General features: G+C 64.4%; 14 protein-coding genes. 8 read left to right on the forward strand and 6 right to left on the reverse strand.

Annotation, left to right across the window (positions count from 1 at the left end; translation table 11 throughout):
* Positions 1 to 359: 359 nt before the first annotated feature.
* Entirely contained in the window at positions 360 to 2,411 is a 2,052-nt protein-coding gene (locus SBP02_RS05160) for a TonB-dependent receptor (RefSeq protein ID WP_318645326.1), read from the forward strand.
* Between the two features lie 250 nt (positions 2,412 to 2,661).
* Here the strand turns inward: SBP02_RS05160 and tatC are convergent, their stop codons facing one another.
* The 5 genes from tatC to SBP02_RS05185 all read right to left on the reverse strand — a co-directional run bounded on the left by tatC (position 2,662) and on the right by SBP02_RS05185 (position 6,599).
* Positions 2,662 to 3,474: a twin-arginine translocase subunit TatC gene (gene tatC, locus SBP02_RS05165; protein ID WP_318645327.1), complete on the reverse strand. Its 813-nt coding sequence runs from the start codon at positions 3,472 to 3,474 to the stop codon at positions 2,662 to 2,664.
* Positions 3,471 to 3,812, reverse strand: coding sequence for a Sec-independent protein translocase protein TatB (tatB, locus tag SBP02_RS05170; protein WP_318645328.1), 342 nt, complete (start codon positions 3,810 to 3,812; stop codon positions 3,471 to 3,473). The genes tatC and tatB overlap by 4 nt, the downstream gene beginning before the upstream one ends.
* A 12-nt stretch (positions 3,813 to 3,824) precedes the next feature.
* A complete protein-coding gene (gene tatA / locus SBP02_RS05175; protein WP_318645329.1) occupies positions 3,825 to 4,055 on the reverse strand; it encodes a twin-arginine translocase TatA/TatE family subunit in 231 nt (76 codons plus the stop codon).
* A gap of 36 nt (positions 4,056 to 4,091) precedes the next feature.
* On the reverse strand, positions 4,092 to 4,946 hold the full coding sequence (locus tag SBP02_RS05180; protein ID WP_318645330.1) for a GNAT family N-acetyltransferase: 855 nt from the start codon (positions 4,944 to 4,946) through the stop codon (positions 4,092 to 4,094).
* Positions 4,947 to 5,267: 321 nt separating this feature from the next.
* On the reverse strand, positions 5,268 to 6,599 hold the full coding sequence (locus SBP02_RS05185) for an OprD family porin (RefSeq protein ID WP_318645331.1): 1,332 nt from the start codon (positions 6,597 to 6,599) through the stop codon (positions 5,268 to 5,270).
* Between SBP02_RS05185 and SBP02_RS05190 the strand changes: the two genes are divergently transcribed.
* Together SBP02_RS05190 and SBP02_RS05195 are read left to right on the forward strand one after the other, a co-directional pair.
* Entirely contained in the window at positions 6,598 to 6,867 is a 270-nt protein-coding gene (locus tag SBP02_RS05190; RefSeq protein WP_318645332.1) for a hypothetical protein, read from the forward strand. The genes SBP02_RS05185 and SBP02_RS05190 overlap by 2 nt on opposite strands.
* A gap of 164 nt (positions 6,868 to 7,031) precedes the next feature.
* Positions 7,032 to 7,739 (forward strand): cupin domain-containing protein, encoded by a 708-nt coding sequence (locus tag SBP02_RS05195; protein WP_318645333.1) that lies wholly within the window; start codon positions 7,032 to 7,034, stop codon positions 7,737 to 7,739.
* A 225-nt stretch (positions 7,740 to 7,964) separates the two neighbouring features.
* Here SBP02_RS05195 and SBP02_RS05200 read toward each other — a convergent pair whose 3' ends face one another.
* Positions 7,965 to 9,290 (reverse strand): NAD(P)/FAD-dependent oxidoreductase, encoded by a 1,326-nt coding sequence (locus tag SBP02_RS05200; protein WP_318645334.1) that lies wholly within the window; start codon positions 9,288 to 9,290, stop codon positions 7,965 to 7,967.
* A gap of 598 nt (positions 9,291 to 9,888) precedes the next feature.
* On the opposite strand from SBP02_RS05200, the gene SBP02_RS05205 reads away from it, so the two are divergent.
* The 5 genes from SBP02_RS05205 to SBP02_RS05225 all read left to right on the forward strand — a co-directional run bounded on the left by SBP02_RS05205 (position 9,889) and on the right by SBP02_RS05225 (position 15,428).
* A complete protein-coding gene (locus SBP02_RS05205) occupies positions 9,889 to 10,881 on the forward strand; it encodes an ornithine cyclodeaminase family protein (RefSeq protein ID WP_318645335.1) in 993 nt (330 codons plus the stop codon).
* Between the two features lie 37 nt (positions 10,882 to 10,918).
* On the forward strand, positions 10,919 to 11,890 hold the full coding sequence (locus SBP02_RS05210; RefSeq protein ID WP_318645336.1) for a threonine/serine dehydratase: 972 nt from the start codon (positions 10,919 to 10,921) through the stop codon (positions 11,888 to 11,890).
* Between the two features lie 411 nt (positions 11,891 to 12,301).
* Entirely contained in the window at positions 12,302 to 13,015 is a 714-nt protein-coding gene (locus tag SBP02_RS05215) for a haloacid dehalogenase type II (protein WP_318645337.1), read from the forward strand.
* Entirely contained in the window at positions 13,015 to 14,079 is a 1,065-nt protein-coding gene (locus SBP02_RS05220) for a phosphotransferase (protein WP_318645338.1), read from the forward strand. Before SBP02_RS05215 ends, SBP02_RS05220 begins: the two co-directional genes overlap by 1 nt.
* A complete protein-coding gene (locus SBP02_RS05225) occupies positions 14,076 to 15,428 on the forward strand; it encodes an aspartate aminotransferase family protein (RefSeq protein WP_318645339.1) in 1,353 nt (450 codons plus the stop codon). The genes SBP02_RS05220 and SBP02_RS05225 overlap by 4 nt, the downstream gene beginning before the upstream one ends.
* Positions 15,429 to 15,447 lie beyond the last annotated feature (19 nt).

The raw sequence follows: 15,447 nt of genomic DNA on the forward strand, positions 1-15,447 counted from the left end.
AGCCCGGCGGCCAGGCTTTGCGGCGCATTGTCGTCTTGAGATCTCCGACCGTAGTGGGCAAATGACATGGCACACGGGTCCAAGGGTTCCTATGAAAAACTCGCCCCTGCTCCCGTTTCGCGCACTCTGCGCCAACCCAGGCAGGCATGAACTGGTACTGTGTCGATCACAAAGTAAATGTTACGATATAACATAAATTATTGGGTGACGATGCTGGGTCTCCTCAGCGGCAAGCAGCACTGGTGTTTTGCGCAACTCCAACTCCATCGCTCGATCACATCTTAGTCCGGAACAACAACACTCTTTGCCCGCCTGAAACCAATCGAAACCCTCAAGAAACCGAAACACTAGGAACAATCATGAAAGCCACATCGGCCTCCCTCGCTGTAGTGTCAGCGCTGACCACTGCTGACCTATACGCTGCCCCCTCCGGCAACTCCACCATCTCGCTAGGCGAGGTGTACGTCACAGCCGGGCGCAGCGGCGCGCTGCGCACCGACAGCATCCTGACCTCGGTCGACATCCTGGGCAGCGACAAGATCGAAGATAAGCAGGTGATGAACAGCTGGGAGTTGCTGGGGCAGATGCCTGGCATCCAGCTGACCGAGACGCGGATGGGCGCCGAGTCCGGTAAGGCCACCTTCCGCGCCTTCAACGGCGAGGGCTATATCAACGGCATCAAGACTCTGATCGACGGCATCCCGAGCAACGTCAACAGCGGCAACCAGCGCTTCATCGACATGATTTTCCCGCTGGAGATCGACTATATCGAGGTGGTGCGCGGCACCAACGACCCGCGCTATGGCCTGCACAACATCGGCGGCAACATCAACTTCGCCACCCGCCAGGGCGGCAACTACACCGATGGCCGCCTGACTTACGGCAGCTTCGACACGCGCGAGTTGCAATTGGCCGTAGGCCATGAGCAAGGCCTGTTCGCGCAGAACTATTTCCTGGCCAAGCAGGACTCCGATGGCTTTCGCGATCACAGCCAGTCCAACAAGTATTCGCTGGGCGGCAAGTGGTTCGTGACGGCTCCTTCCGAGACGATGAAAGTCGGCCTGGTCGCCCGTCTCTATCATCACCAGGCCGAGGAGCCGGGCTTTCTCACCGCGCAGGAACTGGCCGCCAGCCGTACCCAGTCGCCGGCGAAGAATGCCAACGATGGCGACGACCGCGACATGAAGCACCTCGGCGTACACGCCGACTTCCAGCTCAGCGACGACCTGAGCCTGAGCAACAAGCTGTACTTCAACAGCTACGACGACGACCGCACCATCACCTTCACCAGCCTCCCGGTCGGCAACGCGCCGCGCCAGCGCCGCCAGTGGCAGGAACGCCAGACCGGCGTGCTGAGCAACCTCACCTGGCGCGCGCATGACATGCTCACCCTCGACGGTGGCCTCAACTACGAGCAGCAGCACAACGAGTACCGGCGCTTTCGCTACAATTTCGGCATCCCCACCGACTTCGACGCCACCCCGGCGCGCACGCAGAACGACGACAACTACACCCTGTACAACACCGGTGCCTATGCCCAGGCGATCATCCAGCCCATCGAGTCGCTGAAGATCATCCCGGCCATGCGGGTGGACAAGTTCTCCGGGAACACCGAGCTGCCGAACGAGGTGAGGGCCGAGCTGCAGGACTACGGCTGGATCGAGCAGCCCAAGCTGAGCCTGGTGTACAGCGTCACGCCGGACGTCAACGTCTATGCCAACTGGGGGCGTTCCTTCCAGATTCTCACAGGCTCCACCGCGCCGGCCTACCTCACGGCCGGCCAGGCGGCCTTCAGTCCGTCGATCAACACCGGCAAGGAGCTGGGCGTGAAATTCAAGCTCTTCAGCGGCGCCGAGGCGCGTTTCGCCGTCTGGCAGCAGGACGCCACCGACGAAGTGGCCAACATGCCCAGCACCGGCACCACCGTCGGCCTCGGCGAGACCAGGAGACGCGGTATCGACATGCAGCTCACCGCACAGCTGGACGAGCAGTGGACGGTATGGGCCTCGCACGCCGTTCAGGAGGCCAAGGTGGTCAGCGCCTTCACCTCTGGCGGCCAGTCGCTGGCCGGTAAGGAGGTGTTTCACACCCCGCGCTACATCAGCAACGTCGGCGCCGACTATCAGTTCAACCATGCCTGGCGCTTCGGCGTCCAGGGCCGCGCGCAAGGCGACTACTACATCGACTCGCTGAACGAGCAGGGCAAGTACGGCGGCTACGCCGTGCTGGACGCCAACGTGCGCTACCAGCTTTCCGCCACCACCAGCCTCGACCTGCAACTGAAGAATCTGACGAATCGCGAGTACGAGTACGTATGGTTCGACAACTTCTTCTGGGGCGGCGACGACCAGCCCATGTTCTCGCCAGCGCCTGGCCGTTCGGCGTACGTGTCTGTCGATATGAAGTTGTAGACCTAGTGGGGGATATAACGAGTAGCCAGGGGGCCGCTGGCGGGACCGATCCCTAGGGCGTGCGCGCGAAGCAGTCCACAGACGGATGTAGGAAGAACGCAGGTCCGGCATGGCCGGCTCTGCGGACTGTTCGCTACTTTAGGCGCCCCGGCACATCAGGCCCGTGAGGTTGAAGACCCGTTGGCTGTCCGCCGGCCACGGCGCGATGCCCCTCGCGCAGCTGCTGAGGCGCCGTCCCTGAGCAGCAGGTTCACGGCTGCGGTGCGAGGGACGGGTCTTCGGCTCTCGCCTCGGCCTCGGCGCGGTCCGCGACGGCGTCCTCCTCGTGCTCGGCGCGGCGCTTGACCAGGCTGCCGCAGAACACCCCGGCCTCGAACAGCAGCCACATCGGCACGGCCAGCAGGGTCTGGGAGAACACGTCCGGCGGGGTCAGTACCATACCCACGGCGAAGCAGCCGACGATGACGTAGGGACGGCTCTTGCGCAGGGTGGCGACGTCGACCAGGCCGACCCAGATCAGCAGGAAGGTCGCCACCGGGATCTCGAAGGCCACGCCGAAGGCGAAGAACAGGGTCAGGACGAAGTCCAGGTACTGGCCGATGTCGGTCATCATCGCCACGCCTTCGGGGGTGACGCTGGCGAAGAAGCCGAACATGATCGGGAACACCACGAAATAGGCGAAGGCCATGCCGCCGTAGAACAGCAGGATGCTGGAAACCAGCAGCGGCACGGCGATGCGCTTCTCGTGCTGGTACAGGCCCGGTGCGATGAAGCTCCAGATCTGCTGCAGGATGATCGGCATCGACAGGAACAGGGCGGCCATCAGGGTCAGCTTGAACGGGGTCAGGAAGGGCGAGGCGACCCCGGTGGCAATCATGGTCGCGCCTGCGGGCAGGTAGGCGCGCAGCGGCGCGGCGACTAACGCGTAGATGTCCTGGGAGAAGTAGAACAGGCCGGCGAACAGCAGCAGCACGGCCACGACGCTGCGCAGCACGCGCTTGCGCAGCTCGGTCAGGTGCGAGACCAGGGGCATTTCCTGGTCGCTGTCCGGGAGTCGGTTCATGGGCGTTCGGTCTTGTCCTGACTAGTTGGTTCCGCAGCAGTGGGCGTGGTTTCGGCGCTGTTGCCGGTGTCCGAGGTCGGCATGGGCGCGAGGATGTCCTGCTTCATGGCCTTCATCTCGCGCTCGAGTTCGAGGATTTGCTCGCTATGCAGCTGACGGCGGATTTCGTCGGCGCCGATCTCGCGTTCCACCTCGGCCTGGATCGCGCTGAAGCTGCGTTTGAGCTGGCCGATCCACAGACCGGCCGTGCGCACGGCCCCGGGCAGGCGCTCGGGGCCGAGCACCAGCAGGGCGACCAGGCCGACCAGCAGCAGCTCGGCAAAACCTATATCGAACATGGCGCCTGGCCTTTAATACTTATTGCTCGGCTCTTCGACCTTGCGCGCCTGGGCATCAATGGTGTGGCCCTTGTGCTCATCCACCGCCGGCTTGTCATCATCGTTGCCCATGGATTTCTTGAAGCCCTTGATCGCATCGCCGAGGTCGGAGCCCAGGCCCTTGAGGCGCTTGGTGCCGAACAGCATGACCACGATCAACAGGATGATCAGGAGTTGCCAGATACTGATGCCGCCTATGCCCATGATGCGTACTCCATAGTGAAAGTTGGATTGTGCCGCTCAGCCAATGGCCTGGGTCACCAGAGCGAACTGCTGGACGCCGCCGACGGTCTGGGGCGGCGTGCCGCGGGCCATCTGCGCGACGCTGTCGACCTGTTGCAGGCCCACGGCGCTGAGCCACTCGCCGAGCCCGCTGTCGGCCTGGATATCCAGGCGCACGAAGGCCCCCGGAAGCTCGGCCAGCAACTCGGCGATCAGGCTTCTGGCCTGCTCGGCGGTCTGCGCGACAATCGGGCCGATAACGTGGCCGCGGCCGAAGGCGCGTAGCATGGCGAAGGCGCACGACTGGCCGTCACGCTCGAGGATCAGCGTCCGTTCGATCGCATCGTGCAGGTCGTCGAATACGCGGGTTCTGTCCAGGCCGCTGCCGGCCTTGGCCAGCTCCAGAAGCCGGGGCCAGTCGCCGGCTGCGGCGTTTCGCATGCGTTCGTCAGCCGCCAGGGCGGGGTGGGGCAGAGGCTGTACCTGCCCCTGGTGCTGGTTGATCCGGCCGAATTCGACAAAGCCCTGGCTGGCATACAGCGGCACGCCGGCGAGGGTGGCGTTGAGCACCGCGGTCGCCGCGCCGCAGGCCTGCAGGGCCTGCTCCATCAGCCGGCGGCCGATGCCTTTGCCCTGATAGTCGTCGCTGACGATGACCAGGCCGATGGTGGCGTAGACGCCTTGCGGGCAGGCGAAGGCGGTGCCGATCAGCTGGCCGGCATCTTCCACCACGAAACCTTCGGCGACGCGTTGCAGCATGGCCCAGTCCTCCAGGCGATGCGGCCACTTCAGCTTCACCGACAAGGCATGGGCGGCCGGCACGTCGGCGGCTGTCATGGGGCGATAGGTATAGGGCGGGTTCGGGGCGGGCATGATGGGTCTCCATGGCAGGGCCGCGCGGCTTCGACGGCGCGGTCGATGGAGTCTGTATCCCACCTGCGCCGGGAGCTGACAATAGGCGTGGAGCAATTCGGTAGATTCGCCAAGTGAAGGCTTGCGCGGCCACAGTTATTGCTCGTGCGGGGGTGCGCAGCGGCAGCAAATACCGGGCTCAGTTTCCTCGCCGAGGGGGGCGAGCGGGCGCTTATCGCTTGGCAAAAAAAGACGCCCGGTTGGGCGTCTGAAGGCAAGGGAGCGTGGAGGATGCCTGCAAAAGAATCGGCCGTCCTTGGCAGAGCGAAGCGATGACTGCGCTTACAGGATGCTCAGCGGGTACTCGACGATTAGGCGGACCTCATCGGTGCCTTTGTCGAACGAGCTGGAACGGTAGGTGGCCTGGCGCAGGCGGAAGGACAGGTCCTTGGCCGAGCCCGACTGAACCACGTATTTGGCTTCCACATCGCGCTCCCAGCGCTTCTCGTCGTCGACCCCGGCGCGGAAGTAGGCACCGTTCGGGTCGGCCTTGGTGAAGTCGATCTGGTCGCCTTTGATGTAGCGGGTCATCAGGGTCAGGCCCGGCACACCGAAGTCGGCCATATTGAGGTCGTAGCGGACCTGGACAGACCGCTCATTAGGGCGGTTGAATTCGGCGTACTGCACCGAGTTGGCCAGCCAGATCGAGTCGACGCCGATGAAGTCGAAGGTTTCGTCGCCGATCTTCTGATATGCGACAGTCAGCTTGTGCGGGCCGAAGGCGTAGCCGGCCTTGGCCGACCAACTGGTGGAGTCCAGCTCGCCGGCGCGGGCCTGGCCTTCGTCGCTGGTCTTGTAGGCGACCAGACGGAAGTCCAGCGCCTGCTTGTCGGCCAGCGGGAGGACGTAGGCGACGCTGCCGAAGTACTGGCGCCAGATCTCTTCGGCCCTGCTGGCGTAGGCCATCAGGCTGAGGTTGTCGCTGATCTTGTAGGTGCCGCCCAGGAAACTGACGCTGTCTGCTTCGATACCCGCGTAGCTGGTGAACAGCCCGTCGTCGGAGTTGGTCGAGTTCCGGCCGTTGTAGGCGGTGAAGTGGCCCGCCTCGAAGGGCAACCTAGCGAACTCATTGCTCGACAGCTGGAAACCGGTGGCCACCTCCGGCAGCAGGCGGTTGTCGCCCATGGCGAACACCGGGGCGGTCGGGCGCTGTTCGCCGTATTTCAGTACGGTGGAGGAGACGCGCATCTTCACCGCGCCGCCGATCTCGCCGTAGGCGTCCGGCACTTCGGCGTCGGCAGTCCCGTTGTTGCTGATCGGCAGCAGGCCGTTGCCGACGCGGCCGCGGCCGCTGTCCAGCTTGATCCCGCCGTAGGCGAAGGCATCGGCGCCGAGGCCGACCGTGCCCTGGGTGAAGCCGGAGGTGAAGTTGAGGATGGCGCCATGCGCCCATTCCTCGCGATAGCCGTTGCGTTCGCTGGCTGGCTTCGCACCGTTGCTGCCCTGGCTGTTGCTGCCGCCATCATGGAAGTCGCGGTTCATGTAGAAGTTGCGGTTGAGCAGGGTGAGGCTGCTGTCTTCGATAAAGCCATTGGCTTCTTGTTGGCCAGCTACGGCCAGTGGGGAAATGGCGGTTATCGCCAGGGCAAGACAGCTCGGTTTAAGGGCGTTCATGGAGTACTCCATTGATCTTATTAGTGTTCATTGCCCGCCCGGCGGACAACGCTCTTACGGCAACTCAGATGAATCGCTCCGGCTCGATGCGGGAGAATGCAGGCCTGTTCGACCATCGCCACAGCTTGCAGCGGCGATGGACGGCGAGGATCGCGACCCGTTCTTGCCCGAGCGCGGTGGCTATATCTCAGTAGCAAATGGCGGCTGGCAAGAGGCCCGGATCAATTCGGTGGATTGCATAAGTTTTGGCGTGAACGGCCGCAGCTAATGCTCAAGCGAGGCGGCAAGTCGGCAGCAAATATCGGGCGATATTTCCTAGCATGGAGGCCTGGCTGGGCAGCGCAGCGAGCCGCTGCCCAGTCGTTTTTCTAGTCCCTCAGGAGCGCTTCGCCGCTCGCCTCGTCGACTCGTTCACCCTTGGAGATTCCATCGATGTCACACCCTATCGCTTCGCTGCTGGCGCTTGCCGACGGCACTCCTGCCGCTGCTTTTACCCCCGCCGCCCTGGGAGCGTCCGATCCCTTCGGCAACGTCCGCCAGGTGGCCTATCGGGGGGATGACGGCATCAGCGCCGGCATCGTCCAGGCCAGCGCAGAGCTGGTGGTCGAGGACTACCCCTACACCGAAATGCTGGTGGTGCATGCCGGAAAGGTCAGCCTGCAGGACGAACAGCAGACGCTCGAGCTGGGTGTCGGCGACAGCGTGGTGATCGGCCGTGGCACGGCGCTGCGCGTGCAGGCGCAGGCTGGCAGCCTCTGGGCGTTCTGCGCGCTGAGCCAGGGGGGCGAGCGCAAGCCCGGTCTGACTCCGCTCGACCGTCGCGCGGCGCTGAATCCCTCGCAGGGGCCGGATGCGCAGATCCTCATCGGCCCCGCTCCGCAATGCCGCTCGCACAATGCCTTCGCCGACGGCGCCAACAATCTGCTGATCGGCGTGTGGGATTCGACGCCCTACACGCGCCACGCCCGTCCGCACAAGGTGCATGAGCTGATGCATCTGATCGAAGGCAGCGTCACCCTGCAACTGGCCGACGGCGTCGAGCTGAAGGTCAACACCGGCGATACGGTATTCGTGGCCCAGGGCACGCCGTGTGCCTGGGAAAGCAACGTCTATGTGCGCAAGCTGTACGTGGTCAAATAAGCCATAGTGCTTGGCGCCTGCGCGCTGACCGCGTGCAGGCGCCTTATCGTTTGGTGCGCGGCGCAATTATTTCGAGCGGCGCGCAGGCTCAAGCAAGCGGACCGAGTAGCAGAAGAGGGAGGACCGCGTCGCTGATGCGGGGCGATACGCGCTTGGAGCTTCGAGCGGCTCGTTCAATAACGAAGGGAAGGCGGGAGCGGAGCTCCCGCCGGGGCCCAGAGGCTGTCAGAACTCCGAGACCTTGCCCCACACGCCCTTGTTCAGTCGGGCCAGGCTGTACTGGGTGTGGTCCACGAACGGGGTCTGTCCCTGCACCAGTTCGGCGATCAGGCGCCCGGCGCCGGGGCCGATGCCGAAGCCGTGGCCGGAGAAGCCGGCGGCCAGGATGAAGCCCGGCAGGTTCTGCGCTTCGTCGATGACCGGCACGCCATCGGGGGTGCTGTCGATATAACCGGCCCAGCCGGCCTGAACCGGCACGCTGCCCAGTGCGGGCAACAGGCGGCGGGCGCGGGCCAGGGTATCGCGCAGGATCGATTCCGACGGGCGCGGATCGAGGATGCGCACGCGCTCCATCGGCGTAGGCCGGTCGAGCGCCCATTTGCGGCGCGTCTCGTGTCCGTACTGCCAACCCTGCAGATCGCCGGGGGAGAGCATCTGCCAGCGCTTGGCGAACATCGGCAGGAAGTACGAGGAGAAGCGCAGTTGTTGTGGCGTCGGATCCACGCAGGCGCGCCCGGAAATGGCCAGGGTATAGCCGCCGTCGCCACGCCGCGTGACGGTCACCTCGCTGGTGTGCAGCGCATCGGGAATTCCCTGGACGCCCGGCATGACCGAGAGGATGGAGGAGCGCACCGAAGCCTGGGGAAAGCGAATGCCCAGTTGCGCGCAGAAGGAGGAGGCCCAGGCACCGCCGGCCATCACCACCTGGCGGGTCTTGATCACGCCCTTCTCGGTGATGACCGCCGCTACCCGGCCTGCCTCTGTCTCGACGCCACGGGCGGCGCAGTACTGATGGATGGTGCCGCCATGCTTGAGCACGCCCTTGGCGATCAAGGGTGCCGCTCGCGCCGGATCGGCGATGCCGTCGGAGGGCGAGAACACCCCCCCCAGCCAGGGCTTGCCGGTGGGCGCGCCGCGCTCCGTGGCTTCGGCGCTGCTCAGCATGTGGGTGGTGACGCCCTGGGTGATGGCGAAGTCGCGCCACTTGGCCCAGCCGTCCAGCTCGGCCTGGTTGTCCGACAGGTAGAACAGCCCGCAGCGGCGGAAACCGAGGTCTTCGCCGAGCTCGGCGCTGATCTCCTCCCAGAGTGCGAGGCTCTTGGTCGACAGCGGCAGTTCGCGGGCGTCGCGGTTCTGCTGGCGGCACCAGCCCCAGTTGCGGCTGGACTGCTCGGCGCCGATACGACCCTTCTCGACCAGGGCAACGCTCATGCCCTGGCGGGCCATGTAATAGGCGGCGCATACGCCGATGATGCCGCCGCCGATGACGACGACGTCGGCGCTTTGCGGCAGCTCCGGGCTGGACTGCATGGTGATCAAGGGAGCCGGCATTCTGTTCTCCTGGCCTCAAACCTGTTGTTGTTACGGCTTTGCTGCGAACGCTGCTGGCGAGCTGCAAGACCGTGTCGGCGTGCGTCGATAAGTGGATCGGCGCGCACAGATCGGATGATCGAAACTGAGATTCGGCTCTGCCGTCTCGTTGCTCGATTCGGCGCGGCAGACCGGGCTTCGGCAGTCACCCATGCCGTTGCGCTGATCCTATCTTAGGCATCGCGCCCCGCAGGGGGCTGTCGTATTGGCGGGGCGCAATCGCAGAATCGGGCGTTTTCCAGGTTGCGCTCGGAAGTTTCTGCTGCGGTGTTCGGCGCGTACAGGATTGTGCAGCCCTTTCTCCTTCTAAGCCGCAGCGGGCATGCAAGCTTCGAGGCTTTGGCAGCGCAGCGCTAGCTTTCGCCGAGGGCGGTAAAAACAACTGGAAGTTGCTCACTCGCCCGGTATCTGAAATTTTCTGCCGAACGCTCGGCGGCATACTGGGTGCAGCGAATCGGCCGCGCGCGCTCGAATCATTCGCGCCGAGCATGGCGAGCGATCCGGCGTGACCATGCCCGTGCCAATCCATGCCCCGATTAGAAAACGACGAGGCCCGTAGATGAAAACCTTGCTGCTCAGCAAAGAACAGGTCGGCAGATTGATCTCTATGAAGGAGGTCATTGGCACGGTGGAGGAGGCCTACAGGGCCTTCAGTGGCGGGCAGGTGATACAGCCCGACTACATCGGCATACACCTGCCGGAGCCGCGCGGAGGCGAAATCGACTTCAAGGTCGGCTACTGCAAGAGCAATGAAATCATCTCGATGAAGGCCTCGTCCGGCGGCTTTCTCGACAACCCGACCGCCCATGGCGTGCCCAACGGCATGGGCAGCGTGCTGCTGTTCGATGCCAGGAGCTGCGCGCTGATCTGCGTGATGGATGGCAGCCTGCTCACCGGTCTCAGGACGGGGGCCTCGGGCGCCGTCTCGGTCAAGGCGCTGGCGCGGAAGAACGCCAGGAAGATCACCTGCATCGGTACCGGCAAGCAGGCGCGGATGCAGATTCGCGCCATCAGTCTGGTGATGCAGATCGAAGAGATCCATGCCTGGAGCAGAAGCCCGGAGTCGCGCGAGTGCTTCAAGGCGGACATCGAAGGCGAGTTCGGTATTCCGGTGATCCTGGCCGATTCGAAGCAGCAGGCGGTCGAGCAGGCCGACATCCTGATCACCACCACCCGTGGCAAGGGCCCGCTGGTGGAAGCCAGCTGGGTCAAGCCCGGCACCCATATCGTCGCCATCGGCACCGATATGAAGGGCAAGCAGGAGTTCGAGCCCGAGATATTCCGCAACGCCAAGATCGTCACCGACTCGAACTCGCAGTGCATCGACAAAGGCGAAACCTGGCACCCGCTGAACGCGAAGATCATCGGCCTGGACGCTATCCACGGCGAGCTCGGCGAGATTCTCCTGGGTACGAAACCCGGCCGGGAGAACGACGAAGAAATAACCATCTTCGACTCCACCGGCATGGCCATCCAGGACAACACCACGGCCGAAAAGATCTATCGCAACGCGCTGGAAAACAACGTCGGAACCTTCTTTGCGTTCCTTTGAAACATGATTTTTCGGCAGTAGGAGAGAGGACATTTAGATGCGCGACCATCCGACCATTCAGGACATCCGCGAAGCCCAAGAGCGGCTCAAACCCCATATCAAACATACGCCGCTGCTGCGCGCGGAGAAGATAGAGAAGGTCGCCGGTTGCCAGCTCTATCTGAAACCCGAAACCCTGCAGATCACCGGGGCGTTCAAGATTCGCGGTGCGCTGAACAAGACGCTCTCGCTGCCCAGGGAAGAGATCGCCAAGGGCATCATCGCCACCTCGTCCGGCAATCACGCCCAGGGGCTCGCCTACGCCGCGCGCATGCTGGGGGTGAAAGCCATTCTGGTGCTGCCGGTGACCACGCCGAAGATCAAGATCGCCAATACCGAAGCCCTCGGTGCGGAGGTCATTCTCTTCGATGGCGACACCGCGGCCCGCTGGAAACGGGTGTACGAGATCGCCGAGGAAAACGGCTATGTGCCCGTGCATGCCTTCGAGGACCCGCTGGTGATGGCCGGCCAGGGCACCATCGGCTGCGAGATCCTCGAAGACCTGCAGGACGTGGATACCGTGATCATTCCCATGGGCGGCGGCGGCCTGATTTCCGGCATCGCCACCGCCATCAAGGAAACCAAGCCGTCGGTGCGGGTGGTCGGCGCCGAACCGGCCTTGACCCCCAAGTACTACCACAGCCGGTTGAACAAGCAGCGCACCACGCTGCCGTTGCAGAACACCATCGCCGACGGCTTGCGCATCAGCGTGCCGGGGCAGAACCCCTATCCGATCATCGAGCGCTACGTCGACGAGATCGTCCTGGTCGAGGACGAGCACATCGTTCAGGGCATGCGCGCCCTGGCCAAGGACGCGAAACTGATCGCCGAACCCGCCGCCGCGATCGGCATCGGCGCCCTGCTGGCGGGCGTGGTCAAGGTGCGGCCGGATGAAAAGGTCTGCGTGGTACTGACCGGTGGCAACTGGGACCTGGGCGATCTGGCCGAGGTTTACAGCGCTGCCGACTAAGCGTGTGGCGCGCTGAAGAGGCGGGCAGGGTAAGTGATATAGCCTCGGCTTGCCTGATGAAGAACGCCCCTCCTTGATGGAGGGGCGTTTTCGTTTGGTGCTGTCTCAATGATGCGTTGGATGGGCTGAATCCTTTTGCAGGGCGGCAGCGGGTAGGGAACGGAACCCGCTTGGCTGCGCAGATCCTGCTGTTTCGCCCCTCAGGCAACACCGACACCTCGTTTGCAGAGGCAACCCTGGGAGCACGAAGTCGGGCGATCACGGGCCTTTCGAGGCTGGCCGCAGATCCTGCCAACAGGCTCCTTATCGAACAGGAATCTGCCTGAGTCACCCGCCAATAGAGCATTTCCGTAGGGCCGCGATTCATAGACTTGTACTCACCAAGTCATCCACACCCCGGAGATCGCTAAAATGACCTTCAAACCGAAATTCATCAGCTTCGATTGCTACGGCACCCTCATCAACTTCGAAATGGGCCCGACCGCGAAGAAGCTCTTCGCAGATCGCGTGCCGAGCGAGCGGATGCCGGCCTTCCTCGACAGCTTTGGCTTCTACCGCCTCGATGAAGTATTGGGTGAGTGGAAACCGTTCTTCAACGTTGTTGAAAACTCCATTCAACGGGCATGCAAGGCACACGGGGTGGAATATCGTCCTGCCGATGCGCTGGCCCTGTACCAGGCCGTGCCGACCTGGCAGCCGCACCCGAACGTGGTCGAGACGCTGCAGGCCATCGCGCCGCATGTCCCGCTGGTGATCCTGTCGAACTCGATGGTCGATCTGATCCCGCACAGCGTCGCCCATCTCAAGGCGCCTTTCCACGCGGTCTACACCGCCGAGGAGGCCCGCGCCTACAAGCCGCGCGCGCAGATGTTCGAATACATGTTCGATCAGCTCGGCTGCGGGCCGGAGCAGATGATGCACGTCTCGTCGAGCTATCGTTACGACCTCATGACCGCGAACGACCTGGGGTTCATGGCCAAGGCCTTTATCGATCGCGGTCACGAGCCCTCGTTCGAAGGTTTCGAGGGTTATGGCGTCAACCGCCTGACCGACATTCGCCAGCTGCCCGGTTTGCTCGGCCTCGATGGCCTGACCCAGCCCGCTGCGCTGAAGCGGGAGGCGTGATGGCCGGCAATCGTCCGATGGCGGCAGCGGCGTTGAGCACGGCGGCACCCAGTCTCGCCCCGGACGAGGTGCGGGCCCTGGTCCGTCGTCTCTACGGCATCGATGGCAGCCTCAAATCACTGCTGGGCGAGCGCGACCAGAACTGTTGCCTGGAGACGGCCGACGGCAGGCGTTACGTGGTCAAGATCAGCAATCCATCCGAGCCGGTTGCGGTAGTGGATTTTCAGATCGCCGCGCTCGAGCACATCGCCCGCGTCGCGCCCGGCCTGCCGGCGCCGCGGGTGGTGCGCACGCTCGGCGGGCAGGCGCGCGACAGCGTAATGTTGGCCGGCGGGGTAGAGACCTGCGTGCGCATGCTGACCTACCTCGACGGCGTGCAGATCCGCGAGACCCCGCGTACCGCAGCGCAGCGGCGGGCGATGGGCACCTTCCTCGCCGAGCTGAACCTCGCCTTGGGCGATTTCAGCCACCCTTCGGCGACGCACGATCTGCTGTGGAACGTTGCCACGGCGCACCACCTGGCAGACAAGCTCGATGCCATCGGCGACGGCCCCCGGCGCGCGCTGGCCGAGTCGTTCCTGGCGCGCTTCACCGAGCATGTACTGCCGCGTCTGCCGGCGCTGAGGTCGCAGGTCATCCACAACGACTACCACCTCTACAACGTGCTGGTCGCACCCGAGGACCATGAGCGCATCGTCGGCATCATCGACTTCGGCGACATGCTGCATGCGCCGCTGGTGGGGGAGGTCGCCACGGCGGCGGCCTTTCACATGGCCGGCTGCGCCGATCCGTTCGAGGGCCCGGCGCAGTTCGTCGGCGCCTATCACGCCACGCTGCCGCTCAGCGACATGGAGCAAGAGATCGTTGCCGATCTGATGGCCACACGGCACCTGATCACCGTGTTGATTTCCGAATGGCGGGCCAAGCGCTACCCGGAGAACCGCGCCTACATCATGCGCCACAACCCCGCCTCCTGGGAGGCGCTGGCGCTGATGGCCGAGCTTTCCCGCGAGCAGGCGCGCGACCTATTACTCAGCGAAGTACGCAAAGGACAAAACCAATGAAGAGCACCACCGACCTCAACATGGTCAACGCCTATATCCCCGGACGCGCCGACCTGAGCCCCGCGACCGCGGCGATGATCGAGCGGCGCGACGCCTTGCTCGGCCCGGCCTATCGGCTGATGTACGAACATCCCCTGCATATCGTCCGCGGCGAGGGCGTGTGGCTGATCGATCCGCAGGGGCGCCGCTACCTCGACGTGTACAACAACGTGGCCTCGCTCGGTCATTGCCACCCGGCGGTGACCGAGGCCATCTGCCGGCAGGTGCAGACCCTGGCGACCAACACCCGCTATCTGCACGACACCATTCTCGAACTGGCCGAGCGCCTGCTCGCCACCGTGCCCGAGACCGAACTCGCCCATCTGATGCTGACCTGCACGGGGAGCGAGGCCAACGACGTCGCCTATCGCATCGCCCAGGTGCGCACCGGCGGCACCGGCGTGATCGTCACCGAGACCGCCTATCACGGCTTCACCGATGCGGTGTCGAAGTTCTCGCCCTCGCTTGGCGTGACGGTCGATCTCGGCGCCCACGTTCGCCTGGTGCCGGCGCCGCGCCTCTACCACGCCGAGGGCGCCGATCTGGGCGAGCGCTTCACCCGCGACGTCGAGGCGGCGATCGCCGACTTGCAGCGTCACGGCATCAAGCCGGCGGCCCTGATCGTCGATTCGCTGTTCACCAGCGACGGCATCCTGCCTGAGCCGGCAGGCCTGCTGCAGGGCGCGGTCGAGGCGATCAAGCGGGCCGGTGGCATTTTCATCGCCGACGAGGTCCAGCCTGGCTTCGGCCGCACGGGCGAGCACATGTGGGGCTTCCAGCGCCATGGCGTGATCCCCGACATCGTCACCCTGGGCAAGCCGATGGGCAACGGGCAACCCATCGCGGGGCTGCTGGCCACCGCCGAGGTGCTGGCCGAGTTCGGCAAGAACTCCAGGTACTTCAACACCTTCGCCGGCAACACCGTCTCCTGCGCGGCGGCGCTGGCGGTGCTCGATACGATCGAGAAGGAAGGCCTGCTGCAGCATGCCGCCAGGGTCGGCAAGATCCTGCGCGACGGCATCGCCGCACTTGCCGAGCGGCACGAGGCGATCGGCGACGTACGCGGCGCGGGCATGTTCGTCGGCGTGGAGCTGGTCGCCGACCGCGCAACGCGAGCCCCCGACCGCGAGCTCACCACCCGGGTGGTCAATCTGATGCGCGACAAGGGCGTACTGCTCAGCGCCTGTGCGATGGGACACAACGTGCTGAAGATTCGCCCGCCATTGGTGCTGACGGCGGAGCAAGCCGCTATGGTGATCGAGACGCTCGACGCGGCGCTGACCGAAGCGCAATCTGCAGCGGCGCGCTAACCGGCCTCGAAGGTAATCG

The sequence above is a fragment of the Pseudomonas benzenivorans genome (assembly GCF_033547155.1).
In the GTDB taxonomy this organism is placed as follows: domain Bacteria; phylum Pseudomonadota; class Gammaproteobacteria; order Pseudomonadales; family Pseudomonadaceae; genus Aquipseudomonas; species Aquipseudomonas benzenivorans_B.